The organism is Halomonas sp. YLB-10, assembly GCF_003856855.1.
Lineage (GTDB): Bacteria > Pseudomonadota > Gammaproteobacteria > Pseudomonadales > Halomonadaceae > Halomonas > Halomonas litopenaei.
Window position 1 is genome coordinate 123,081 of the sequence record NZ_RRCU01000011.1, and the last position, 24,763, is coordinate 147,843.

The 24,763-nt window shown below is 65.8% G+C and carries 21 protein-coding genes; 9 read left to right on the top strand and 12 right to left on the bottom strand.

Annotation, left to right across the window (positions count from 1 at the left end; all coding sequences use genetic code 11):
- Window position 1: 1 nt before the first annotated feature.
- Entirely contained in the window at window positions 2-1,585 is a 1,584-nt protein-coding gene (locus tag EBB56_RS20950; RefSeq protein WP_045992381.1) for a peptide MFS transporter, read from the bottom strand.
- A gap of 301 nt (window positions 1,586-1,886) precedes the next feature.
- Between EBB56_RS20950 and EBB56_RS20955 the strand changes: the two genes are divergently transcribed.
- The 7 genes from EBB56_RS20955 to EBB56_RS20985 all read left to right on the top strand — a co-directional run bounded on the left by EBB56_RS20955 (window position 1,887) and on the right by EBB56_RS20985 (window position 10,725).
- Window positions 1,887-2,843 (top strand): hydroxymethylglutaryl-CoA lyase, encoded by a 957-nt coding sequence (locus EBB56_RS20955; protein WP_045992380.1) that lies wholly within the window; start codon window positions 1,887-1,889, stop codon window positions 2,841-2,843.
- Between the two features lie 67 nt (window positions 2,844-2,910).
- Window positions 2,911-4,164 (top strand): CaiB/BaiF CoA-transferase family protein, encoded by a 1,254-nt coding sequence (locus EBB56_RS20960; RefSeq protein WP_108448687.1) that lies wholly within the window; start codon window positions 2,911-2,913, stop codon window positions 4,162-4,164.
- A 175-nt stretch (window positions 4,165-4,339) separates the two neighbouring features.
- Window positions 4,340-5,326 carry a tripartite tricarboxylate transporter substrate binding protein gene (locus tag EBB56_RS20965; RefSeq protein ID WP_124805250.1) on the top strand — a complete coding sequence of 329 codons (987 nt, stop codon included), beginning with the start codon at window positions 4,340-4,342 and terminating at the stop codon, window positions 5,324-5,326.
- A 5-nt stretch (window positions 5,327-5,331) separates the two neighbouring features.
- On the top strand, window positions 5,332-5,811 hold the full coding sequence (locus EBB56_RS20970; RefSeq protein ID WP_045992378.1) for a tripartite tricarboxylate transporter TctB family protein: 480 nt from the start codon (window positions 5,332-5,334) through the stop codon (window positions 5,809-5,811).
- A gap of 2 nt (window positions 5,812-5,813) precedes the next feature.
- Window positions 5,814-7,310 carry a tripartite tricarboxylate transporter permease gene (locus EBB56_RS20975; protein ID WP_045992377.1) on the top strand — a complete coding sequence of 499 codons (1,497 nt, stop codon included), beginning with the start codon at window positions 5,814-5,816 and terminating at the stop codon, window positions 7,308-7,310.
- 184 nt (window positions 7,311-7,494) lie between these two features.
- Window positions 7,495-8,832, top strand: coding sequence for a deoxyguanosinetriphosphate triphosphohydrolase (locus EBB56_RS20980; RefSeq protein ID WP_108132170.1), 1,338 nt, complete (start codon window positions 7,495-7,497; stop codon window positions 8,830-8,832).
- Window positions 8,833-9,006: 174 nt separating this feature from the next.
- Window positions 9,007-10,725, top strand: a complete 1,719-nt coding sequence (locus tag EBB56_RS20985) for a BCCT family transporter (protein WP_260425406.1) — start codon at window positions 9,007-9,009, stop codon at window positions 10,723-10,725.
- Window positions 10,726-10,841: 116 nt separating this feature from the next.
- Here the strand turns inward: EBB56_RS20985 and EBB56_RS20990 are convergent, their stop codons facing one another.
- Window positions 10,842-11,621, bottom strand: a complete 780-nt coding sequence (locus EBB56_RS20990) for a RimK family alpha-L-glutamate ligase (RefSeq protein ID WP_108448692.1) — start codon at window positions 11,619-11,621, stop codon at window positions 10,842-10,844.
- 151 nt (window positions 11,622-11,772) lie between these two features.
- On the opposite strand from EBB56_RS20990, the gene EBB56_RS20995 reads away from it, so the two are divergent.
- Window positions 11,773-12,516, top strand: coding sequence for a ribonuclease T2 family protein (locus tag EBB56_RS20995; RefSeq protein ID WP_124805252.1), 744 nt, complete (start codon window positions 11,773-11,775; stop codon window positions 12,514-12,516).
- On the opposite strand, the gene EBB56_RS21000 is transcribed toward EBB56_RS20995, so the two are convergent.
- On the bottom strand, window positions 12,513-13,430 hold the full coding sequence (locus tag EBB56_RS21000) for a nuclease-related domain-containing protein (protein ID WP_045993302.1): 918 nt from the start codon (window positions 13,428-13,430) through the stop codon (window positions 12,513-12,515). The two genes, EBB56_RS20995 and EBB56_RS21000, sit on opposite strands and share 4 nt — an antisense overlap.
- Before the next feature lie 165 nt (window positions 13,431-13,595).
- Between EBB56_RS21000 and EBB56_RS21005 the strand changes: the two genes are divergently transcribed.
- Window positions 13,596-14,480, top strand: a complete 885-nt coding sequence (locus EBB56_RS21005) for an NAD-dependent protein deacetylase (RefSeq protein ID WP_124805253.1) — start codon at window positions 13,596-13,598, stop codon at window positions 14,478-14,480.
- Between the two features lie 35 nt (window positions 14,481-14,515).
- Here EBB56_RS21005 and EBB56_RS21010 read toward each other — a convergent pair whose 3' ends face one another.
- The 9 genes from EBB56_RS21010 to EBB56_RS21960 form a co-directional block, all read right to left on the bottom strand.
- The gene (locus EBB56_RS21010; protein ID WP_124805254.1) at window positions 14,516-14,890 is read right to left on the bottom strand and encodes a translation initiation factor Sui1; all 375 of its coding nucleotides are present in this window, start codon (window positions 14,888-14,890) and stop codon (window positions 14,516-14,518) included.
- Between the two features lie 41 nt (window positions 14,891-14,931).
- A complete protein-coding gene (panD, locus tag EBB56_RS21015) occupies window positions 14,932-15,312 on the bottom strand; it encodes an aspartate 1-decarboxylase (protein ID WP_045993299.1) in 381 nt (126 codons plus the stop codon).
- Between the two features lie 11 nt (window positions 15,313-15,323).
- Window positions 15,324-16,172, bottom strand: coding sequence for a pantoate--beta-alanine ligase (panC, locus tag EBB56_RS21020; protein WP_124805255.1), 849 nt, complete (start codon window positions 16,170-16,172; stop codon window positions 15,324-15,326).
- A 10-nt stretch (window positions 16,173-16,182) separates the two neighbouring features.
- Window positions 16,183-16,974, bottom strand: a complete 792-nt coding sequence (panB, locus tag EBB56_RS21025) for a 3-methyl-2-oxobutanoate hydroxymethyltransferase (protein ID WP_045993297.1) — start codon at window positions 16,972-16,974, stop codon at window positions 16,183-16,185.
- A 205-nt stretch (window positions 16,975-17,179) separates the two neighbouring features.
- Complete coding sequence (gene folK, locus EBB56_RS21030) at window positions 17,180-17,698, bottom strand: 2-amino-4-hydroxy-6-hydroxymethyldihydropteridine diphosphokinase (protein ID WP_124805256.1); 519 nt, start codon at window positions 17,696-17,698, stop codon at window positions 17,180-17,182.
- 5 nt (window positions 17,699-17,703) lie between these two features.
- Window positions 17,704-19,101 carry a polynucleotide adenylyltransferase PcnB gene (gene pcnB / locus EBB56_RS21035; RefSeq protein ID WP_124805257.1) on the bottom strand — a complete coding sequence of 466 codons (1,398 nt, stop codon included), beginning with the start codon at window positions 19,099-19,101 and terminating at the stop codon, window positions 17,704-17,706.
- Between the two features lie 1,125 nt (window positions 19,102-20,226).
- On the bottom strand, window positions 20,227-21,621 hold the full coding sequence (locus EBB56_RS21040; protein WP_108448695.1) for a sigma-54 dependent transcriptional regulator: 1,395 nt from the start codon (window positions 21,619-21,621) through the stop codon (window positions 20,227-20,229).
- Window positions 21,599-24,595 (bottom strand): ATP-binding protein, encoded by a 2,997-nt coding sequence (locus EBB56_RS21045; protein WP_124805258.1) that lies wholly within the window; start codon window positions 24,593-24,595, stop codon window positions 21,599-21,601. The genes EBB56_RS21040 and EBB56_RS21045 overlap by 23 nt, the downstream gene beginning before the upstream one ends.
- A complete protein-coding gene (locus EBB56_RS21960) occupies window positions 24,585-24,761 on the bottom strand; it encodes a hypothetical protein (RefSeq protein ID WP_045993292.1) in 177 nt (58 codons plus the stop codon). Before EBB56_RS21960 ends, EBB56_RS21045 begins: the two co-directional genes overlap by 11 nt.
- Window positions 24,762-24,763 lie beyond the last annotated feature (2 nt).

The window sequence follows — 24,763 nt, forward strand, 5'->3', positions numbered from 1 at the left end:
CTCAGACTCCTGTTCTGACAATGGCTTCGGCGTCCGCGCGGTGGGCGGCCGCCGGATCGATAAGACGGTGATGCTTCAGCATGCGCTTGAACACCGGCACGAGCAACAGCAGCACCCCGGCGAAGATCACCAGGGCGATAGCCGACCGCCCGAACAGTTCCGGCAACTGCTGAAGCTCCTCGGCGTTGACGTGACCGCCGATCAAGCCAGCCACCAGGTTGCCGAGGGCGGCACCGGTGAACCACAGGCCCATCAACTGGCCCTGGGTGCGACGCGGCGACAGCCCCGACATGGTGGACAGCCCCACCGGCGACAGGCACAGCTCGCCCAGGGTCAACAGCAGCATGCTGCCGACGATCCACCAGGGTGACACCAGCCCTGTGCCTGTCAGTACCTGTTGCGCCGCCAGCACCATCAGGCCAAAGCCGCAGGCTGCGAGCAGCAGGCCGAGGACGAACTTCATCGGGCTGCCCGGTTCCAGTCGGCGACGACCGAGCGCCGGCCACAGCCAGCCGAACAGCGGACCCAGCAGCACGATGAATACCGGGTTCAACGACTGGAACCACAGGGTGGGGACCTCCCAGCCCATCACGTTGCGGTCGGTGTAGTTGGCCGCGAACAGGTTATAGGAGGTGGGCTGCTGCTCGAAGGCGGCCCAGAAGAAGGCGGCGGCGACGATCAGCACAAAGCAGATGGTGACGCGAATACGCTCGTCACCGCTGAGTCCAGAGAACAGCATCAGGTAGGCAAAGAAGCCCAGCGAGGCGACGATCAGCACGCTGGTCATGGCCTCGGCCACCGCGCGGGCGTCGATGGTCACCACGCCGGTAGCGACCAGTGCCACCAGGGCGGCGATCAGCGCCAGGCACAGCGACACGACGGGGCCGACGTGACGACGGCGCTGGGCCGGGGCGTCCCAGGTGGAGGCGCGGCCGCGCTCGGCGTCGGCGCGCTGCATGGCGGGCACCGCCCACAGGCGAAACAGCAGCAGTGCGATCAGCATGCCAAGGCCGCCCATGGCGAAGCCCCAGTGCCAGCCCAGCGAGTCCATCAGCAGCCCGGTGAACAACGGCGCGAACAGGCTGCCGATGTTGATGCCCATGTAGAAGATGGCGAAGCCGCCGTCGCGGCGCACGTCGCTTTCGTCATACAGGCTGCCGACCATCACCGAGATGCAGGTCTTGAATAGCCCGGTGCCGAGCACGATGAAGATCAGCCCGACAAAGAAGGCGACGGCACCGAGCAGGGCCGACAGCGCGATGGACAGATGACCGAAGGCGATCAGGATGGAGCCGTACCACACCGCCCGGCGCTGGCCGAGCCAGTTGTCGGCGAGCCAGCCGCCGGGCAGCGCGGCCAGGTAGATGGCACCACCGTAGATGCCGACGATGGCAGCGGCGGTCTTGGGGTCGAAGCCGAGCCCGCCGTCGAACAGTGAGGCGGCGATGAACAGCACCAGCATGGGGCGAATGCCGTAGAACGAAAAGCGCTCCCACATCTCGGTGAAGAACAGTGGCCCCAGGGCGCGGGGGTGACCAAAGAAGCCCTTGTCGGCGGCCGAGCCGTCGGAGGAAGTGGATTGCATGAAACCAGGCCTTTTCAGGGTGGGAAGGCGAACGTCGACGCCTCTACATCAAGCGCCCCGGGACGGAGGCGGCATGCGAACAGAAAAACGTGTGAAGAACACGATAATGTGCGAGTCCGCAACAAAAATTGCTGTGGATCACGATTTGGGCGGTGAATTCTATGGAAATCACCGGTCAAGGGGAATACCTCTGCGGTCTGGCACCGTCAGCGTACGGACGTCTCAGCGAAAAGGCGTATGTCCAACATGAGCCAATAGCCTCTATATTGGTGAAATATCGACTTTTAGGGACTTCTTCGCCATGACGTCATCGCCGCCCCAGCGAGCACCTGCCAGAATCGAACTGACCGAAGTGGGGCTTCGTGATGGCCTGCAGAACGAGGCGCGGGTGCTGTCCACCGAGCACAAGCTCGAATTGCTGCACGGGCTTCACCGGGCCGGACTCAGGCGCTTCGAGCTGACGTCTTTCGTCAGTCCCCGGGCGGTACCGGCGCTGGCCGACGCCGCGGAACTGGTGGCCGCCGCCAAGGGGTTGGCGGATGCCCGCTTCAGCGCCCTGGTGCCCAACCTGCGCGGTGCCGAGCGCGCACTGGAGGTGGGCATCGATCGTGTGGTGCTGTTCGTGTCCGCTTCCGAGACCCACAACGCGCGTAACGTCAATCGCTCGATCGACGCCTCCCTGGCCGGTTTCGCCGATATCGTCGAGCGTCTGTCCGGCAGCGGTATCGAGGTACAGGGCGCCATCGCCACGGCCTTCGGCTGTCCCTTCGAGGGTGACCTGCCGGCCGGGCGCATCGGTGAGCTGGCGCGTCGCCTCGGCGAGCTGGGTATCGATGACCTCACCCTTGGCGATACCACCGGCATGGCCACCCCCGCCGTGGTCTCGCGGGTGGTGGGTGAGATCGCCGAACAGGCCCCCGCGGCGCGGCCGATCCTGCACTTTCACAATACCCGGGGTCTGGCGTTGGCCAACGTCATGCAGGGGCTGTCGCTTGGCGTCACGCGCTACGAAAGTGCGGTCGGTGGTCTTGGAGGCTGTCCCTTCGCCCCCGGTGCCAGCGGCAATCTGGCCACCGAGGAGCTGATCTACCTGCTCGAGGAGCTGGGATATGACACCGGCGTCTCGCTGGAGTCCTTGATCGAGGTGGCGGGGCTTGCCGCGCGGCGACTGGAACGTGCGCCGGGCTCCCAGCTGGCCCGGGCCGGCACTCGGCTCAGGCTGCATCGACCCGATGCGGTGCCCACCGCGAAGGGCTGAGTCAGATCCCTGAACCTGGCAAGACCAGACGACACCACCACAGACATACCGACGGATACGCAAACCTATGGATGCTAGCCCCGGCAGGGATGACAGCGACGACCCGCGGCCATCGACCCAGGACGCCACCGGCCTTGCCCCGGGCAGCCTGGCCGGCATACGTGTGATCGATCTGACCCGGGTGATCTCCGGCCCCTTCGCCAGCCAGATGCTGGGGGATCACGGCGCCGAGGTGATCAAGATCGAGACCCCGGGGGAGGGCGACGTGGTCCGCCGCCAGGGCAATATGGTCAACGGCTTCAGCGCCTATTTTGCCCAGTTCAACCGCAACAAGCGCTCGATCACCCTCAATCTGCGCGAGCCCGAGGGACGCCAGATCCTGAACCGCCTGCTCGAGGACGCCGACGTGCTGGTGGAGAACTTCCGCCCCGGGGTGCTGGCCAAGATGGGACTCGACGACGACACCCTGAGGCAGCGCTTCCCGCGCCTGGTGGTGGGGCGGATCAACGGCTTCGGATCCACCGGGCCCTACCGCGACCGACCCGCCTACGATTTTGTCGCCCAGGCCATGAGCGGCTTCATGGGCGTCAACGGGGTCGAGGGGGGCGAGCCGATGCGCGCCGCGCCACCGATCAGCGACATGGTGGCGAGCCTCAACCTGGCCTTCGGGGTCAGCGCGGCACTGGTGCGCCGCGAGCGTACCGGCCAGGGCGAGATTCTCGAGACCGCCCTGACCAACGGTCTGGTGGCGATGCTGGGCTATCTGGCGGCGGAGTACTTCGCCACCGGCGAGGTCCCCCGACGTACCGGCAATGACCATCCCATGCTCTACCCCTACGGCCTGTTCGAGGCCAGCGATGGCGAGGTCGCCATCGCCCCCAGCAGCGAGACCATGGTGCGTCGTCTGCTGGAGGCGCTGGGTCGTGTCGATCTGCTCGAGCAGCCGCGCTTCGCCGACAACGCCCAGCGCATGGCGCACCGCGAGGCGCTGCGCGAGATCCTCAACGAGGTGACGCGCCGGCGCAGTGTGGACGACTGGATCGAACACCTGAACACCGCCGGCGTGCCCTGTGGCCGAGTGCAGGATCTGCGCGAGACCTTCGATGACCCCCAGATCATCGACCAGCGCATGCGCCTGACCCTGGATCAGGGCGAGGCCGGACAGATCGCCACCACCGGCTTTCCGGTGAAGATGCGCGAGGCCCCGGCGATGATCCAGCGACCGGCGCCACAGCTTGGCGAGCATACCGACGAGGTACTGGCCGAACTCGGCTTCGGTGCCGACGAGTGTCGGGCGCTGCGCCAGCGCGGGATCGTCTAGGCTGGGTGGCGGTCCCCGCCGGACAACGCCAGGCGAGTGGCCGCGCAAGATGGCGACTCGACAACCGCCAGGCAATCCGCCGGATGGCCGGTGCCGGCTGGTGACAACGATGCAGGACCGCAGGACCGCAACACCCACAACGAAAACGCCAACAACGAAAAACAAGGAGCCTTCCATGCCCTCGACTCTGACCACTCGCCTTGGCCTGCCGCTGCTCGCGCTCGGCCTCGGTATCTCGACCTCGGCCAGCGCCCTGCCCATCGACGAGTGCATCGCCCCGGCCGACCCCGGTGGCGGCTGGGACTTCACCTGCCGCAGCGTCGGCAAGCTGCTCACCGACCTGGAACTGACCGACGGCTCGGTGCAGGTCACCAACATGCCCGGCGGTGTCGGCGCGGTGGCCTTCTCCAACGTGGCCTCCAAGCGTGCCGATGACAGCAACCTGATCGTCGCCACCAGCACCGTGGGCATGACCCAGATTGCCCAGGGTCGCTATCCCGGGGGTGCCGAGACCATGCGCTGGCTGGGCATGCTCGGTACCGACGTCGGCGTCATCCTGGTCGACGACGAGAGCGAGTACGAGTCCCTCGAGCAACTGCTGGAGGCCATCGTCGCCGATCCGACCTCGGTGGCCATGGCCGGCTCCAGCGGTGCCGGTGGCTGGGATCACATTCGGGCATTGATGCTGGCCAAGGCCGCGGGCCTGCCCGGCGACCAGGTCGGCGCCCTGCGCTGGGTGCAGTTCGACGGCGGCGGCCCCGCGGTAACCCAGATGATGGGCAACCACGTGGACGTGGTTTCCACCGACCTGGGCGAGGTCGCCGGCTTCATCGAGTCCGGTGACGTGCGGGTGCTGGCGGTGATGTCGGATGATCCGCTGCCCGAGCCCTTCGACGAGCTGCCCACCGCGGTCAGCCAGGGCTATGACGTCACCGGCTACAACTGGCGCGGCTTCTACACCGGCGGCGAGGTCTCCGACGAGGACTACGCCAGCATGGTCGAAGACCTCGAGAACCTTTACGCCAGCGACGAGTGGAAGGACGTGGCAGCCCAGAATGGCCTGGTGCCGCTGTGGCGTGGCGGTGACGACTTCTCGAGTTTCGTCGAGGAATCCATCCAGCGCGTCGAGGCCATCTCGCGCGAGATCGGGGTTATTCAATGAGTCAGATGAGCGACCTCGACGCTCACCAGCATCGCCGGCCGGCCCAGGTCGGCGATCGCCTGGCCGGCGCGGTGCTGCTGGTGCTGGCGCTGGGGGCCTGGTGGCATTCTCATAGCTTCGTCACCGGCTTCATGCAGCCGGTGGGGCCGGGGGCCTTCCCCCGGCTGGTCAGCCTGCCGCTGGCGGCGCTGTCGGCCTATCTGATCCTGCGCCCGGGCTTCAACGAGCGCTGGCCGGATCGTGCCGGCCTGGCCCGGCAGCTGGCGGTGCTGCTGCTGCTGGCGGCCTACGCTGGCCTGCTCGAGCCGCTGGGGTTTGTTCCCGCCACCCTGGCCTGCGCCATCGTACTGACGCGGCTGTTCGGCGCGGCCTGGGGCCAGGCGCTGATCGCCGGCACAGGACTGGCGCTGGGGCTGTACGCACTGTTCGAGTTTGCCCTCGGCATGCCCTTGCCGGACGTGCCCTGGTGGGGAGGGGGACACTGATCATGGAAACGCTTGCCTTTCTTGCCCAGGGCTTCGCCGTGGCGACCCAGCCGGAATTTCTGCTGCTGGCGCTGATTGGCTGCGCCGTGGGAACCCTGATCGGGGCGCTGCCAGGGCTCGGCCCGGTCAACGGGGTGGCGCTGATGATCCCGCTGGCCTTCAACTTCGGCCTGGATCCCACCGCCGCGCTGATCCTGCTGGTCAGCGTCTACTATGGCTGCATGTACGGTGGGCGGATCAGTTCCATCGTGCTCAATATCCCCGGCGACGAGCCGGCGATGATGACTACCCTGGACGGTTACCCGATGGCGCTCAAGGGGCGCGGAGGCGAGGCCCTGGGGCTGTCGGCGGTGGCTTCCTTCGTCGGCGCCACCATCGCCACCATCGGGCTTACGCTGTTCGCGCCGCTGTTGGTGGACCTGGCGATCAAGTTCGGTCCGGCCGAGTACTTCGCGCTGTTCCTGCTGGCCTTTGCCACCATCGGCGGGGTGACCAGCGGCAGCTTTACCAAGAGTTTCATCGCCGCCTGTCTGGGCCTGCTGCTGGGGACCGTGGGCATCGACCCGGTGTCCAGCGTCGCGCGCTACACCTTCGGCACCTTCGAGCTCTATGACGGCATCGACTTTATCGTGGCCCTGGTGGGACTGTTCGCCATCTCCGAATGCCTGGTGTTTCTCGAACAGCGCCACGACGCCGACAAGCCGCATATCAAGCTGGGCTCGGCCTGGCCGGGGATGAAGGCGTCGCTGTCCTGCAAGGGCACCATCGGTCGTGGCTCGCTGATCGGCTTCGTCTCCGGGGTGCTGCCCGGCGCTGGCGCCTCGCTCGGCAGCTTCCTGTCCTACATGCTTGAAAAGCGCTGGCTGGGAGCCAAGGGCGACTTCGGCAACGGCGACCCGCGCGGCGTGGCCGCGCCCGAGGCGGGCAACAACGCCGCCGCCGGTGGTGCGCTGATTCCGATGCTGTCGCTGGGCATTCCCGGCAGCGGCACCACCGCGATTCTGCTGGCCCTGCTGCTGTCGATGAACATCACCCCGGGGCCGCTGTTGTTCGCCCAGCAGCCCGAGATGGTGTGGGGGCTGGTGGCGGCGCTGTTTATCGGCAACATCATGCTGCTGGTGCTCAACGTACCGCTGGTGGGACTGTTCGCTCGGGTGCTGCAGGCCCCCAGCTGGCTGCTGATGCCGATGGTGGTTCTGATCGCCTTTGTCGGGGTCTATTCGCTCAACAACAGTCCCTTCGATCTGTACATGATGCTGGCCTTCGGGGTGCTCGGCTATGTGCTCAGAAAACTCGAGATTCCCACCGTGCCGGTGGTGCTCGGCCTGCTGCTGGGCGGGCAGATGGAGTTCAATCTGCGCCGGGCGATGTCGATCAGCGGTGGTGACTGGAGCATCCTGGTCAACAGCGGGATCTCGATCGGGATCTACGCCTTCGCCGCCACCCTGATCGTGGCCGGAGCGGTCTACGCCATGATGCTCAAGCGTCGGCTGGCGTAGAGAAGCGTCGCTAAAGCGTCGCTAAAGAAAGAGGGCCCGGTGGAGGTGTATCCACCGGGCCTTTCCATCGACTTTCCATCGATGCGCCTAGGGCCTGTCATGAGGGTCCTGGCGACCTCGCGGTCGTGGCCTTGCAGGTGTCGTCCCGGGTGTCAGAATGGAGGGCCACAAGGAGGGGCCATCGATGAAGACCATGAACTGGGAACGACTGCTCGATCCGGGCCGACTGCACGATCCGCGTGGCGGGACTCGTGACGAGGTGGGACGCAGTCCCTTCCACAAGGATCACGATCGCATCGTCTTCGCCGGCTCCTTTCGTCGCCTGGGACGCAAGACCCAGGTGCATCCCCTCACCGACAACGACCATATCCACACCCGCCTGACCCACTCGCTTGAAGTGGGCTGCGTCGGCCGCTCGCTGGGCATGAGCGTGGGCGAGCTGCTGCGTGACCGCCTGCCCGACTGGATCACTCCGGCGGATTTGGGGGTAATCATCCAGGCGGCCTGTCTGGGGCACGACATCGGCAACCCACCTTTTGGCCACGCCGGCGAGTACGCCATCCGTGACTGGTTCAAGTGCGCCGAGGTCAACGGTAGCGGGCTGCTCGATGGACTGTCGCCGCTGGAGCGCGAGGACCTGCTGACCTACGAAGGCAACGCCCAGGGCTTTCGTATCGTCACCCAGATCGAGTACAACCAGTTTCGCGGCGGCATGCGCCTGACCGCAGCGACCCTCGGTACCCTGCTCAAGTATCCGTGGACGGTGACCCACGGTGGCAAGGCCGGCAAGTTTGGCTGCTATCAGAGCGAACTCGGTGCACTTGAGCAGGTGGCCGACCATCTGGGACTGATTCCCCAGGGCGAGCACCGCTGGTGTCGCCATCCGCTGGCCTGGCTGGTGGAGGCCGCCGATGACATCTGCTACGCCCTGCTTGACCTCGAGGACGGAGTGGAGATGGATATCCTGGCCTTCGACGAGGTGGCCGAGATCCTGACCCAGATCGCCGGTGGCGAGCCGTCGGACTACGCCGAGATGAACCGTACCGGTGTGTCTCAACGCCGGCGTATCGCGGCGCTGCGAGGGGCGGCCATGGAGCGAGCGGTTACCGACGTGGGCCAGGTGTTCGTCGAGCATGAGCAGGAGCTGCTTTCCGGGACGCTTCAGGATGACCTGCTGGAGCTGTGCCACCCGGATCTGGACTGGGGGGTCAAGCTGGCCAAGCAGCTGGCGCGCAAGCGCATCTTCCGCAATACCCGCAAGGCCAAGCTGGAGATCGGTGCCTACACCACCCTCGGCATTCTGCTCGAGGCCTTTATCGGCGCGGCCCACGAGCTGCACCACACCGGCCATTCGAGCTTCAAGCACCAACGGGTGCTGGCGCTGATCGGCGAGAACACCCCGCTGCCGTCCTGGTCTTTGTACGACAGCTATCGACGCATGCTCGACTTTATCGGTGGGATGACCGATCACTACGCGGTCGACCTGGCCCAGGAAATGGGCGGCAAGCTGCGGGGTGATTGAAGAATTGAGTGTGTTCAGGCGGTAAGCGCGGGGTGATTGAACCAGGGCGTTCCGGTCAAGGGAGTCGAGCGGCGGACGATAGGGCGTTTGTCGCTGCGCGGCCTAAGTCAATGGATGACGTTTGATGCAGCAAGACTGCGTATACTGGGGAAAACGATAACAAGGGTATGGCCCGTGAAAAGGAAATCCTCCCCCGCCTCTTCCGATCAAGGCTTTGATGCGATCGACAAGCCCACCTTCTTCGGTTCGCTGTTTCTCCTCCTTGCTGTCACTCTGCCTCTGGTGGTGTTCCCCGAACAGGGAGCAACCTGGGTCATCGCGGCCAAGAACTTCATTACCAATGAACTTGGTGTGCTGTATCTGGCCCTGGGGCTCGGGGCCAGCGGCTTCATGCTGTTCATCGTGTTCAGCGATATCGGCCAGATCAAGCTGGGTGACCCTGAGGAGCAGCCGGAGTTCTCGACCCTGTCCTGGGCGGCGATGCTGTTCTGCGCCGGTATCGGCGCCTCGATCCTCTATTGGTCGATGATCGAGTGGATCTACTACTACCAGGCGCCACCCTTCCATGTGGAACCTCAGTCGCCGGATGCGGCGCGCTGGGCGGCGGCCTACGGTATCTTCCACTGGGGGCCGGTGGCCTGGTCGATCTATCTGATCCCGGCGATTCCCATTGCCTACTTCTACTACGTGCGCAATCACAGCGTGCTCAAGATCAGCGAGGCGCTGATGCCGGTGCTGGGCGAGAGCCGTGCCCACCGCTGGCCGGGCAAGCTGATCGACGTGCTGTTCGTGTTCGGCATGCTGGGCGGCGGTGCCACCACCCTGGGACTGGCGGCGCCCTTGATCAACGAGGGGCTGCATGAGCTGTTCGGTTTTCCGAAGACCCTGGCGACGCGCATCTTCGTGCTGATGCTGTGTACCGCTGTCTTCGGCTACAGCGCCTTCGTCGGCCTCAAGAAGGGCATCAAGGTGCTGTCGGACATCAACTTCTGGCTGGCGGTGTCGCTGCTGACCTTCGTCTTCATCGTCGGGCCGACCCAGTTCATGGCCAGCACCGGCCTGGATGCCCTTGGCAGGGTGCTCAGCAATCTGGTGCACATGGGCACCTGGACCGAGCCCTTCGCCCGCTTCGAGAATTTCCAGGACACTCACTTCCCTCAGGACTGGACCATCTTCTACTGGGCCTGGTGGCTGGTGTTCGCCCCCAGCGTCGGCCTGTTCATTGCGCGCATCTCCCGCGGCCGCACCATCCGCTCCATGGTCGCGGGCTCGATCTTCTTCGGTACCCTGGGATGCGCCCTTTTCTTCATCATCCTCGGCAACTACGGTCTCTACCTGCAGCTGTCCGGCACCCTAGATCTGGTCACCATTCTCAACGAGCAGAGCCCCACGGCGGCGATCTTCGCTACCCTGTCGACCCTGCCGCTGAGCTACCTGGTGATCTTCGCCTTCACCCTGCTGGCGCTGATCTTCACCGCCACCACCTTCGACTCCATCTCCTACATCCTGGCGGCGGTGGTGCAGAAGGAGGTCGACGAGGAACCGATGCGCTGGAATCGACTGTTCTGGGCCTTTGCGCTGTCGTTCATGCCGGCGGTGCTGATGTTCATCGGTGGGCTCGAGACCCTGCAGACGGCTTCGGTGGTAGGGGGTGTGCCCTTGCTGCTGGTGGCGCTGTTGTTGTGCATCTCGACCGTCCGGGCGGCCCACTACGATCTGCGCTATCAGCCGGACTACACCGACAAGGAAATCTATATCGAGGAATTCCCCGAGGATGACCCCTGGACCGAGGATGGCACCTGGGAGTTGCCGGAAGGGGAGCACCACGGTGTCGATCATGACGACAAGCCCCACCAGGAGGGCGACCCGGCGAGCCATCCTTCACGGCTGTAATCAGCGCTCAGCGCCGACTGCCCGGGCCACCGTCATTGCGACGGTGGCCCGTTTTCTTGTGGTCGATCTTGTGAAGGGGGATAGCTCCGAGAGCGGCGACCAGCAAGGCTCAAGGATCAGGCCGCCTGGCGCCAGCTATCCTGCTCGAGGTGTTCGATGATCGCCTCTCCCACGCTGGTCTCGGGGGAGTCGATGCCCTGGTTGCCGAACAGGCGGTTGAACTCCAGCACCATCGGGGCGTCGTCGACCATGGCGATGTCGAAGCCGGCATGATCGATGCCCAGGCGCTGGGCCAGGGTGGTGGCAAGCTCGATGGCGGAGGCCGGCACCGGGTCGTGGCGGATCTCGCCGCCGCGTGCCACATTGGTGCGAAAGTCGCCCAGCGGGCTCTCGCGCCAGTAGGCGGCCAGCACCCTGCGCCCGACCACCACGATGCGCAGGTCGCGTTCGATGGGCAGGTAGCGCTGGGCGTAGAGCAGATTCTCGCTGGACAGGTGATCGATCAGCGCCTCGCGGGAGCGAATCAGGCGCACGCCCTCGCCCATGGAGCTGCGCACCCGCTTGACCACGAACGGGTAGCCGAAGCGCGCCTCCACCTGGTGGATGGCGTCTGAATTGACCCCGAGGATGGCGGTATCGGGCGTTGCCTCGGGGCAGCAGGCCTGGAAGGCGCGGGTCTGTTCGATCTTGTCGTGACCCAGGTGATAGCTGGGTAGACTGGGAAAGACGCGCGGATTGAGGCCGTAGGCCAGGGCATTGATCTGCCAGTATTCGGGGAACAGCAGGGCGTCGGCATCGGCCAGGGCCTGGCGATGGTCATTCATGTGCTCAGGCTTGATGTATCGCGCCCCCGGGACCCCCAGACTCCGTAACGGATCGAAGGTGATCAGGTTCATGAGACAGTCATCCGAGAAAGACGAAAGAGGATTGAAGCGAGGCGGCGCACCTTGCCAACTGTGGTCGCCGATTGCAAGGCGACAGGGGGACCGGGGAGCCCGTCGACGGCAACCATGGCGTGCGCTGGCTGCGGTGCTGCTGGCCCTCACCATGGTCGCTGGCACCCAGGCCCACGAGCCGCAGGAGCAGCGTGAGGCACTGGAGGATCTCGAGCGAGAGCACTTCGATCATTATGTGCTGGCGCTGACCTGGCATCCCGGGTTCTGCGCCAGCCGCCGTCAGCCGCCACGAGAGTGCCGGGATCCGTCGCTGATGGTCGGGGCCGACGACGGCTTCGTGATCCACGGGCTGTGGCCGTCACGCCCCGTCAGGCTGATCTCACAGGGCGTCAGTGTCAGCGAGTGGCGCCGCCAGGGCTGCTTTCTTGAACGCCCGAGGCCAGCGGGCGACTTCTGCCAGGCAGGGCCTGCCATCGATATCGGCTCATCGCTTGAACAGGAGCTCGACGACGCCATGCCCGGCAGGGCCAGCTGCCTCGACCGTTACGAGTACGCCAAGCACGGTGCCTGCCTGTCGATCAGCGATGATGACTTCTTCGACGGTGCCCTGGAGCTGACCGAGATCGTCAACGCCGGGGCCCTGGGGGACTTCATGCGCGACAATCGAGGCTCGACGGTCAGGCGCAATGCGCTGATCGCGGCCTTCGAGGAGGCTTTCGGCCGGGGTACCGGCAGCTCCCTGTCGCTGCAGTGCGGGGGCTCGGGCAACCGACTGCTCACCGAGGTGCGCATCGGCCTGGAGGCGGAGCATATCGATGACTTCCCGGCCAGAAAGAGTTTCGCTCCGGTGGATCATGGACGCTGCCCCAGCCGGATCGAGCTGCGCCGCTTCTAGATGGACGGGCCTTCCAGGTGGCCAAGTTCCCGCGTCAGTGTTCGCCGGTTCAAGGCCTCGATGACCCGGTCGTGCAGCGTCGGATCCATCGGCGCGATACCAGGGCAGGCGTCGGTCAGATGGGCGGCAAGCCCTTCGCCGCTGACCACGGCAAGATCGTCGTCGGGGACCTCACGTTCGATCTTCCAGCCGGGCAGGGCAAGGATGCCCTTGACCGGCACCGGCTGTCCCAGTTCGCGACATAGCCAGGAAGCGACCCAGCGGGTGGCCTGGCGGGCCTTGCGCTGGGGGCGTCGCTCCATCCAGCCGGGAAAGCGCAGGCGCTCGTGTTCGACCACCACGGTGTCCTCGGTCTCGCCGGCGGGACTGATGGCCGGGGTGCGGGCCCGGGTCTCGATGACGAAGACGGCGTGGGGGGTGATCGCCACGTGGTCGATCACGAAGGTGTCGGCGGGTACGTCGTGGAACACGAAGTAGGGATGGGCCTCGGGGCGAATCAGGCGTTCGAGCTCCTGACCCACGGCCAGTTCGCAGGCGAGCCCCAGCTTCAGTCGACGGATACGCTGGTAGTCACGCATCAGTCGGAAGCTGACCACGATCGCCAGCAGTGTGCACAGCACACCGTAGAGCGCCCATTCGATCCAGTTCTGGTGGCGCGAGAACAGCATCCGGCCCATGCCGTAGACCAGCGGGGTCAGCACCAGCACGGGGCCGAGGGCGGCGTTGAGGAACAGGGTGGCGAAGGCGCGATCCAGCCGATCGCGCAGGGCCTGCCCAGGCTCACGCAGTGGATGGGCGTCGAACGGCGAGCGTACTCGCGCGTCGTGCAGGCTTCGGAGTGCCACCACCACCGTGGCGGCCGCCGCGAGGGGGAACAGAAAGAACAGCGGCAGCAGGTAGTCCAGCCAGGCCATCGGCACTCCTTGCCCGTGAAGAATCCCGTCCATTGTAGACAACGACGTGCCTGTTGGGCCATGGCGCCCTTGGTCTTATCGATCGCCCGGGGGTAGTCTTGGCCTTGGGGGCAGGGCCGGCGGGCCTGTCCCGGGTGCTGGTGCGCGGTCACAAGGGGAGGAGCAATGACGAATGTCGGCGGCGGTAGCGAGGCTCGAACTTGCGTCAACCGAGACGCGTCAGCGTCGGCGATGGATGCGCTGTTTGACCTCGTCTGTCGTCACCGGCGCATCGCCGTGCTCAGTGGCGCCGGCATCAGCACCGCCAGCGGTATCCCCGACTATCGCGACGCCCAGGGCGAGTGGAAGCGCTCGCCGCCGATCGACCATCGCGACTTCATGTCTCGCCACGCCTCGCGTCAGCGCTACTGGGCGCGGGCGATGATCGGCTTTCGGGTGCTCAATGAGGCCAGTCCCAACGCGGCGCACCGGGCCATCGCCGAGCTTGAGCTGCGCGGCAAGGTCTCCGGGGTGATCACCCAGAACGTCGATGGACTGCACCAGCGCGCGGGCTCCCGGCGGGTCATCGATCTGCACGGCAGGGCGGATCTGGTGGTGTGCATGAGCTGCGGTGCGCGCCAGATGCGCCATGCCCTGCACGATGAGCTGGCACGCTGCAATCCGCAGTGGGCGGCGCAAACGTCGCCTGTGCGGCCTGCACCGGACGGCGATGCGGACCTGGAGGCGGACTTCTCGAGCTTTCGGGTGCCCTCCTGTGGCCGCTGTGGCGACGGTATCTGGAAGCCCGATGTGGTGTTCTTCGGCGACAACGTGCCAGCGGCGACGCTGGCCAGCGCCCGCGGGCTGCTCGAGGACAGCGACGCCCTGCTGGTGGTCGGCAGCTCGCTGATGGTCTATTCCGGCTTTCGCTTCGTGCGCGAAAGCGTGAAGGCGGGACGCCCGGTGGCCTGCATCAATCTGGGGCGCACCCGCGCCGATGAACTGTTCGACGTCAAGCTCGAGGCCCCGGCGGATCAGGCGCTGGAAGCGCTGGTGCGGGATCTGGGCTAGGCGCCGGCCCAGGCACTTCTCAGGCGAGCCAGCGCTCAGCCTCCGGCCAGCTTGACCCTGTAGCCTTTCTTCTCCAGGGCGTCTTTCAACACCTGGCGGTGGTCGCCCTGGATCTCGATGACTCCATCCTTCAGCGCGCCACCGGTGCCGCAGCGTTTCTTCAGCTCCTTGGCCAGGGCCTTCAACTCCTTGTCGGCAAGCGGCACGCCGTCGATGGTGGTGACACCCTTGCCCTTGCGTCCGCTGGTTTCCCGGCGGATTCGCACCACCCCATCCAGGCTGGCCAGGCGCGCCTGGTCCTGGATCTCGTCGCAGCGGCAGGCGTCCTTCGGTTCACGGCAGTCCGGGCAGATGTCGCCGTGTTCGGTGGAGTAGACCAGCGAGCCGAGTTGTTCCTTCAGCGATGACATGGTGGTGCGCTCCTGTCGGGTGGTGCAATGGTGCGGTCGGGTCAGGCCAGCTGGACCGGGATGGCGTTGCTGGTGTGGCTGATCTCGTTGCCTTCCTGGAGGTAGACCAGGGAGGGCTTGTGCTGGTCGAGTTCGCTGTCGCTGTAGTGGGCGTAGCTGCAGATGATCACGCGCTGGCCTTCGCTTGCCAGGTGGGCAGCGGCGCCGTTGACCGAGATCACCTTGGAGCCTTCCTCGGCACGGATGGCATAGGTGGTGAAGCGCTGGCCGTTCTCGACGTTGTAGATCTGGATCTGTTCGTTTTCGCGGATACCGGCGAGGTCGAGCAGTTCACCGTCGATGGCGCAGGAGCCTTCGTAGTTGAGTACGGCGTGGGTCACGCGAGCCATGTGCAGCTTGGCCTTGAGCATGATGGTGTACATCTAGGGGGCTCCTATCGAGGTAGCGTCACAGTGAGGTTGTCGATCAGTCGCGTGGCGCCGAGGCGGGCGGCCACCAGCAGGATGGCATCACGGGTGGTGGCGGTCACCGCGCCGAGGTCGCGGGCGCGCAGCTCCAGATAGTCGGGAGCAAAGCCGTGGGAGGCCAGACGCGCGCGGCCCTCTGTCAGGGTGGCGTCGATGTCGGCGCCGGCCTCGAGGCTACGCGCAAGCATTGCCAGGGTGGATTGCAGTTCGGCGGCGGTGGCGTGCTCGGCCTCGCTCAGGTAGCCGTTGCGCGACGATAGCGCCAGACCCGAGGCCTCGCGCACCGTGGGCACCCCGACGATCTCGATCGGCATGTGCATGTCGCGGACCATGCGGCGAATGACCGCCAGTTGCTGGTAGTCCTTTTCGCCGAAACAGGCGAGGTCAGGCTGGACGATATGGAACAGCATGCTGACCACGGTCGAGACGCCGTCGAAGTGGCCGGGGCGGGCGCCGCCACACAGGCCTTCGCTGACCTCGGGCACCCGCACCAGGGTCTGGCCGTCGAGGCCGTCGGGGTACATGGTCGCCGGGGTCGGGGTGAACACCATGTCGCAGCCGGCGGCCTCGAGCTTGGCCAGGTCCGCCTCGAGGGTGCGCGGATAGTTGTCCAGGTCTTCGCTGGGGCCGAACTGCAGCGGATTGACAAAGATCGAGGCGACCACCAGATCACAGCGCTCGCGGGCCGCTTCCACCAGCGCCAGGTGGCCCTGGTGAAGGTTGCCCATGGTCGGCACCAGGCCGATGCGGGCACCACTGCGGCGGTGAGGCGCGAGCGCTTCGCGAAGCTTGGCGATGGCGGAATGGACGTGCATCGCAGACCTCCTAGAAGCAGTGCTCGGCAGCCGGGAACTCCCGCGCCAGCACCGCTTCGTGGTAGCGACGGAAGGCGCCTTCGATGTCCTCGGCTTCGGCCAGGAAGTTCTTGACGAAGCGCGGGGTCCGCCCGTGGGTCACGCCGAGCACGTCGTGCATCACCAGGATCTGGCCGTCGGTGTCGGGGCCGGCGCCGATACCGATCACCGGCACTTCCAGAGCTTCACTGACGGCACGACCGAGACTCGCCGGCACGCACTCCAGCAGGATCACCGAGGCGCCGGCCTCGACCAGCGCTCGGGCGTCCTCGAGGATACGGCTGGCGGCTTCGGCCTCGCGTCCCTGGACCTTGTAGCCACCGAGCTGATGCACGGTCTGGGGGGTCAGCCCCAGATGGGCGCAGACGGGCACCCCGCGACGGGTGAGTTCACGGATGTCATCGGCCATCCAGCCCTCACCCTCGACCTTGACCAGCTCGGCGCCGGCCCTCATCAGCGCGGCGGCGTTGTCCAGCAGGCGCTCGCGACTGGGATTGCCCATGAATGGCAGATCGACCATCAGCAGGCTGTCGCCCTTGCCGCGTGCCACGCAGCGGGTGTGGTAGAGGATGTCGTCCATGGTGACCGGCAGGGTGCTGTCGTGCCCCTGCAGGACCATGCCAAGGGAATCCCCGACCAGCAGCACGTCGATGCCGGCGCGCCCGGCGGCGGCGGCAAAGGAGGCGTCATAGGCGGTCAGGCAGCTGAAGGGTTCACCGGCGCGCTTGCGAGCCTTCAGCGAGCTCAGGGTGACGGAAGTCATGGCGTGTTCTCGTGTTGGCGGTGGGGCGACTTCTATGACCGCCCCAGAGTGATCACCGCGGATTGTTACCGATGGGTGAATCTGTGTCGATAGGTAACGTTGACCAAGGCAGAGCAGGGTTCAAGGTAACAGCGACCAAAGTGGTAGAGGTCGATCGGCGTCTAGTGAGTGCCTGGAGGCTTCGGGCCACCTGGGCTCCAGGTGCTCAGCGAACGGCCTCGGTGGCGTTCAATGGGGATAGATCACCCGAGGTGAGGGCGCCGTTCCAGCGCTCGGCCAGCGATGCCAGGGTCTGACCGTCGGGCAATCTGAGGTCTGTGGCGATCTCGGCCAGCGGCAGTACCACGAAGGCGCGGTTTACCAATTCCGGGTGTGGCAGCGTGAGGCGCGGGTGGCGCCACTCGGCGTTGCCCATCCACAACAGGTCGAGATCCAGGGTGCGGGGCCCCCAGTGGCGCTGGCGTACGCGTCGATGACGTTGCTCCAGCGCCTGCAGTTGGTCGAGCAGGGCCAGCGGCGACAGCCGGGTGTGGAGTTCGGCCACGGCGTTGACGTAGTCGGGCTGGTCCTGGGGACCGACCGGGCGGCTGGCGTACAGCCGAGAGGCCGCGACTCGACGCGTCAACGGCAGCCGGTCGAGCTCCTCGAGAGCCTGCTCGACCTGATGACGGGGGGCGTCGAGATTGCTGCCGAGGCCGATAAAGGCCTGGGTATGGCGCCCCACCTGGTTCACTCGTCCGACTGCGGCGGTTGTTGCGGGCGCGGCTTGCGCCGCCGACGGCGGCGCTTGCGCGGGGCGGCGGTGCCGGCGCCTACCTTGCCCAGCAGACGGCGCTGTTCGTGCTCGTCGGCTTCCTGGAAGGCGGTCCACCAGTCACCCAGTCCCGGTTCGAGTTCGCCGGCGGCCTCGCGCAGCAGCAGGAAGTCGTAGGCGGCACGGAAGCGCGGATGGTCACGGGTCTGGAAGGCGCGCTTGCCTCGACGTAGCGGCAGACGCTGCTGCAGGTCCCAGATATCTCGCATCGGCATGCTGAAGCGCTTGGGCAGCGATACGTGCTGCAGCTCGCGGCTGATGACCTGCTGGGCGGCGGTCTGCAGGGCCGGAACGGGGGGCATGCCGTCGGCCTCGAGATCACGCTGGCGCAGCTGCACCGGCCCCCACATGAAGGCGGCCAGCAGGAAGGCGGGCGTGACCGGGCGATCCTCGCGAATGCGACGGTCGGTGCTTTCCAGTGCCTGCTCGATCAGCGGCTCGGCCCAGGGTAGCTCGGCCATGCACTCGTCGGCTTCGGGGAACAACATCGCGAACAGGCCATAGTCCCGCAGCAGACGGAAGGTGGTCAGACCCTCGCCGGACAGGAACAGCTTGAGGATCTCGTCGAATAGCCGCGCCGGAGGAATCTGCAACAGCAGCGGCGCCATCTCGGCGATCGGCGCCTCGGTATCCGGGGCGATATCGAAGTCGAGCTTGGCGGCGAAGCGGATGGCCCTGAGCATGCGCACCGGGTCCTCGCGGTAGCGGGTCTCCGGGTCGCCGATCAGGCGCAGGGTACGCGACTCGATGTCGTCGACCCCGCCGGCGAAGTCATGCAGGCTGAAGTCGGCAATGCTGTAGTACAGGGCGTTGACGGTGAAGTCGCGACGCAGCGCGTCTTCCTCGATATTGCCCCAGACGTTGTCGCGCAGCAGCAGGCCGTCATCGGACTGGGAGGCGACATGCTCGCCGTGGTCGTCACGGGGCTTGCCACGGAAGGTGGTGACCTCGATGACCTCGCGGCCGAAACGCACGTGCACGATACGGAAGCGGCGGCCGATGATGCGTGAATTGCGAAACAGCTGCTTGACCTGCTCCGGCGTGGCGTCGGTGGCCACGTCGAAATCCTTGGGAGCGATCCCGAGCAGGGAGTCACGCAGGCAGCCTCCGACCAGATAGGCTTCGTAGCCGGCGTTGTGCAGGCGGTAGAGCACCTTGAGGGAGGCTTCGCTGAACTGGCGACGGGACACGGGGTGTTCGTCGCGTGTGAGTACGCGGGGCATCGGCGGTCCTGCGGCGGCTTCCTGAGCGCCGAACAGCGACTTCAAGTGCTCGCCTGGGCTCTGTAGAAAGCGGGTAAATCCTTTGATCATGCGGCGATTTGGACTCGCGGGGTACGGAAAGGTGATGAGTGTAGCGGACGCTCCCGGCCTTGCAAAGCGCAGTGGACAAAGCCGCTCGGGTGTCAAGGGCGACAGTCGGCGCAGTGTTCGAGCTGCGAAGAGGCGCAAAAGGTCCGGTTGCCCATGGCGATTGAGCCCTTGGGGGCTGTCTCGTCTGGCGGGGCAACGACTGGCTTGACGCTCGGAGGCCAGACAGCAGAAGGGGAGGCCAAGGGCCTCCCCATCAAAGCAGGATGCAGCGTCCGTGCTGCTAATTTTTCTTCGTGATGGCGCATCGCCTTGAATACGCACCACAGTCACCAAGGAGTTTCAGGCAAGCAATGATGTTGTTGTTATTGGCGCTCCTGACGGCGACCGTCTCGTATTCAAAACAATAGTCCAACCACGACGGCATGGGATCATGCCTCCTCCCGGATTATTGGCATTGTTGCCGGGAGTGCGCTCTGACGACCCTGTTGTTCTTGTTGGTCGGTCATCGTTGGCGCGTCGCGTCCTGGTACTCCGGGCCTCGTCGTCTTGTTGTTGTTGTTCGACGAGTGATAGCTCCGCAGGTCCGTATTGTTGTTGTCAAGGCTGCGGTGCCTAGTGCCCAATCCGCCTGCTTCACCTGGAAGCGTTGTTGTTGTTGGGGCGGCGGATTCGATCGTGGCGGTGCAGGTTATTGTTGTTGGCTGCCCACGATCGCCGGAATTTGTTGTTCTTGCCCAGACTTACTGCAGTTGTCGTGCCTACTTTGATTTTTTTCTTTTTTATCAGCCGCTTGCTTCATTGTCGTTGGTTCGAAGCAAGCCGCCGGGTCATTTGTGTTACCTCGGGCTACCCATTTTGGCGCACTCCCCTGTGTGGGATGGTAACAACCGGTGCATCAAGAGGTAGCTGGCGTGCAGGGCCTACAATGCCTGTATTGATCGCTACAGACACTTGCACCATGGTCGAATGAACCAAAGCAGGGGGCATGGCAGGAAGCGGCAGGCAAGGGCGAGCCGAGGGGTGAGTCGAGGGGTGAGTCGAAGGGAGGGCAAGGTGAGCGGCCCAAGGGAGGCCGGGGCGAAGCGCGGGGCGAGGGCCCCAGGGTGTTGAGCCTGTGGTCTCGCGTCAGTGGCGCCGCGCCGCCTTCTTGCGCGGGATGCCCAGACGCTGGCGGCGCTCCCACAGGCACTTGCGTGAAATTCCCAGCTTGTTGGCCAGCTCCGTCTCGCTCATCTGGTCCTGATGTTCGAGTACGAAGTGCTGGAAGTAGTCTTCCAGCGACAGGTCGTCCTCGGTAGCCGTGTCGGATCTTTCGGAGGCGGGCGCCTCCAGTGACGTGGCTGCTTCCTTGGGGGGACTGGGCGGGCGCGTTACCGGCACCGTTGCCAGGCCCAGGTCGTCCGGATGGATCAACTGGCCTTCAGCGAGGATCACGCCACGCTCCAGGGCATTTTCCAGCTCCCTGACGTTGCCTGGCCAGGGGTAGTCGGCGATGTCCCGCCGTGCGGCGCGAGACAGGTGCAGACCGTCGCGGGCGTGGCGCTTGCAGGCCTTGGCCAGCAGCACGTCGGCAATCTCGAGAATGTCGTCCTCGCGCTCGCGCAGCGGAGGCAGGTCGATCTGCATGACGTTCAAGCGGTAGTAGAGATCGAGACGGAAGTCTCCGCTGCGTGACAGGGCGCGCAGGTCACGGTGGGTGGCAGCGATCAGCCGAACGTCGACGTGGCGCGTCTCCACCGAACCGATGCGGCGTATCTCGCCTTCCTGCAGCACCCGCAGCAATCGGGCCTGGGCGTCCAGCGGCAATTCGCCGATCTCGTCGAGGAACAGGGTGCCGCCGTCGGCGGCCTCGACCAGTCCGGTACGCATGGCGCTGGCCCCGGTAAAGGCGCCCTTCTCATGACCGAACAGCTCAGATTCGATCAGCGTCTCGGGGATGGCTGCACAGTTGACGCAGACCAGCGGCGCCTCGGCACGGCGGCTCTGCTGGTGCAGGGCCTTGGCCACCAGCTCCTTGCCGGTACCGGATTCACCCTGAATCAGTACCGTCACGTCTGCCGGGGCGGTCTTGCGGATACGGGTGTAGACCGCCTGCATCGCCGGGCAGTTGCCGATCATGGTGTGGCGCCGTCCACCCTCGTCGGCGATGGCGGGCGGCGTGCTGCGCTGACTCGCCTGGCGGTGCAGTACTCGAGCCACGGTTTCCAGCAGTTCATCATGATCAAACGGCTTGGCGACGTAGTCCACCGCGCCGAGTTTCAGCGCATCCACCGCCGAGCGCATGCTGGCGTAGCTGGTCATGATCAGTACCGGGCAGGGGGCGGCGGCCTTGATCAGGTCGGTGCCGGGTGCACCGGGCAGGCGCAGGTCGCTGATGATCAGGTCGTACTCGCCAAAGCCCTGCCCGCATGCCTGCTCCACCGACTCGCATTCGCACACGCGGTGGTCGTGGCGTTCGAGCAGGCGGCGCAGGGCGCTGCGGATGATGGCTTCGTCTTCAACGATCAGGATTCGGCTCATGGATCGGCATATCCCCGGCAGGTCGATGGACATCGGGAGAAGGTAACCATACCTGAATTCTGGTGCCACCGGCCTGCCCCGGCAGGGGCGACTCCACCTCGACCTTGCCCTGGTGCTCGGCCACGATGCTTACCACCAGGGCGAGACCAAGACCGGTACCTTGGCTTGGCGGCTTGGTGGTGGTGAAGGGCTCGAACAGGTTTTCGCGCACGCTGGGATCGATGCCGGGCCCCTGGTCGGTGACCGACAGCCAGTGACGCTCACCTTCCTCGCCGGCGTCGATGACCACCAGGCCGTTGGCCGGGCTGGCGTCACGAGCATTGCTCAGCAGGTTGATCAATACCTGCAGCAGGCGCTGCTCGTCTCCCGTGATGTCGAGCCGCGCCGGACAGCGATTGTCGTAGCGAACATCGTCGCTCTTGCGGGCCAGCTTGAGCAAGTGCAGCGCCTGGTCGGCCAGATGCCTGGCCGATACCGGCGCGAAGTCGCTGCCGGTGACGTGGCGACCGCCGTGGGCAAAGCCCACCAGTGAGCCAACGATACGCGACACGCGCTTGGTCAGTGTCTGGATCTGTTCGGCGGTCTCGAGCACGTGGGGATCCGTGGTGTCATAGCGCAGGTTCTGGGCCAGCGATGAGATGCCGGTGATGGGGTTGCCAATCTCGTGGGCCACGCCGGCGGACATCTGGCCGATGGAGGCGAGGCGAGCCGCGTGGATGAGTTCGTTCTCCAGCCATTTCATCTCGCTGTGGTCCTCGACCAGGATGACCGTGCCACCAGCGGCGTCTGCCGCCGGCTCGTCCACCAGGCTGGCCTTGAGCAGGCTGACGTAACGCAACCCCCGGGGCAGCTCCACAGCTTCCTGGTAAAGCCGGTCCTTGTCGCTTTCCAGAATGGTCCCGAGCAGCTCGGCCCAGGGCGCGGGCAGGGCCTGGCGATGGGCGCCAATGATCTCCTCGCCGGAAATCTCGCTGAGCTCGGCCAGGGCGTCGTTCCACATCAGTACCTCGCCGTCGTCACCGAAGGCACACAGCCCGACAGGCAGTCGCGTCAGCATGCGGCGATGGTGACGTCGCAGCTCATCGAGTTCCCGCGCGAGGCCAGTGAGGCGAGATCGGTAGGCCTCCAGGCGGCTTTCGACGAAGTGGATATCTTCCTTCGGCACTCGCCCATCGCGCCGATAGGGCAGGTAGTGATCGACGATGTCCTGGGCGACCGATGGGCCCATCAGGCCGGACAGGTTGGCCTGGATACGGTCGCGCAGACGTCGCAGCGCGTAGGGCCTGGCATCCTTGGCAGATTGATGGAGGCTTGCCAGCGCCCGGGTCACTTCGCGCTCGGCGACCTCGTCGCCCAGCGCCATGGCCAGGCGCCGCCTGACGTCATCACTGTCGGCCAGATTCAGCGGCAGGCGCTTGGGGCGGATGACCGCATCCACCGAGCAGGCCTCGGCGGCCGCTCGTTCTCCGGCGGAGGTGGGGGTGATCAGCGACACCAGAATCAGGCTCAGGCCATTGACGCCAAGCGATACCAGGGCGACCGGATACCAGGCGGGCGAGTCGGTGACAGCCTCGTCGCCCAGGAGCCCGAGCAAGGCGTCCAGCGGCGCAAGCAGCGGCGGCAGATCGCTGAGCAGCGGCAGCCACAGGCCGGCACACCAGATCGCCACACCCAGGCCGAGGCCGGTCATCACCCCCTTGCGGTTGGCACCGGGCCAGTACAGCAGGGCCAGCAGACCCGGCAGACACTGAGCCATGCCAACCACCGCCACCAGCCCCAGTCGGGTCAGCTCGGTATTGGCGTCGACGGCCTGGGCGAACAGCCAGCCGGTGAGAATGATGGCGCCGATCAGGCCGCGCCTTAGCCAGCGTAGCCAGCGATAGAGGTCGGGGTGCTCCACCGGGGGATGGGCGACCAGCACCAGATGGTTCAGCACCATCCCGGCGAGCGCCAGCGCGCTCAGGATCAGGGTGCCGCAGGTGGCGGCCAGTACCGCGACAAAGGCCAGGGCGGTGACGGCGGGGCTATCGGACAGCGCGAAGATGACGTAGGCGGCCTCCTGGATATCATCGGCCACCCCCATGCGCTGACCGGCCCACAGCACCAGCGGCACCGGCAGTGCCATCAGCAGCAGCACCAGCGGCAGTCCCCAGCCCGCGCTGAGCAGGGTTCGGCGACTGAGCGGGCGGGCGAAGGTCACGTGAAACATGTGAGGCATCAATAGCGCAGCGGCGAAGAACAGCAGCAGCAGGGTTCTCCATTGGGCGGCATCGAACTGGCTCGCCTGTGCCTGGTGGGCGCGGCCTGGCCCGTCCAGCCAGCGTTGCAGGTCGCCGGGGCCGTCGAAGATGGCGTAGAGCGCAAAGGCGCCCAGGGCGAGAAAGGCGACCAGCTTGATCAGCGACTCCAGGCCGATGGCGGCGGTCAAGCCGTCGTAGCGCCGATGGACGTGGGTGTGACGGGCGCCGAACAGTATCGCGAACAGTGCGATCAAGGCACACAGCAACAGCGACAGCAGGCCTGGAGAGGCAGCGTCGGTGTAGCGATGGATGGCATGCCTCATGGCCTCCACCTGCATCGCCAGCAGCGGCATGACCGCCACCAGGCTCAGCAGGGTGACGCAGGTGCCGACCCAGCGGGAGCGAAAACGAAAGGCGAACAGGTCCGCCAGAGAAGACAGCTGGTGGGTTCGCGTCATGCGCTGCAACGGCAGCAGCAGGACCGGTGCCAGCACAAAGGCGCCGGCGGCACCCAGGTAGTAGGCGAGATAGCCAAATCCCCGCTGGTGGGCCACGCCAAGGCTGCCGATTACCGCCCAGGCGTTGGCGTAGACGCCCAGGGCCAGGATGCCGATCAGTGGGTGGTGGACCAGCCGCCGCGGAATCCAGCCGCGCTCCACCGCGCTGGCGGTGGCGAACAGTACCGACAGGTAGCCAAGCCCCAGCAGTACAAGGGAGACGAGCTCAGCGCTCATCCAGCGCTCGCTTCTGCTCGAGCCACAGCGTCAGGGCGATCAGTGCCCCCCAGATCAGGAACGGGCGGTACCAGGCGTTGCCGGGCTGGCCCCAGCCGGTCATCAGCAGCGGCGAGAGCAGATACCCGCAAAACACAAGCAGCAGCATGATGCGGTAGACGTACATGG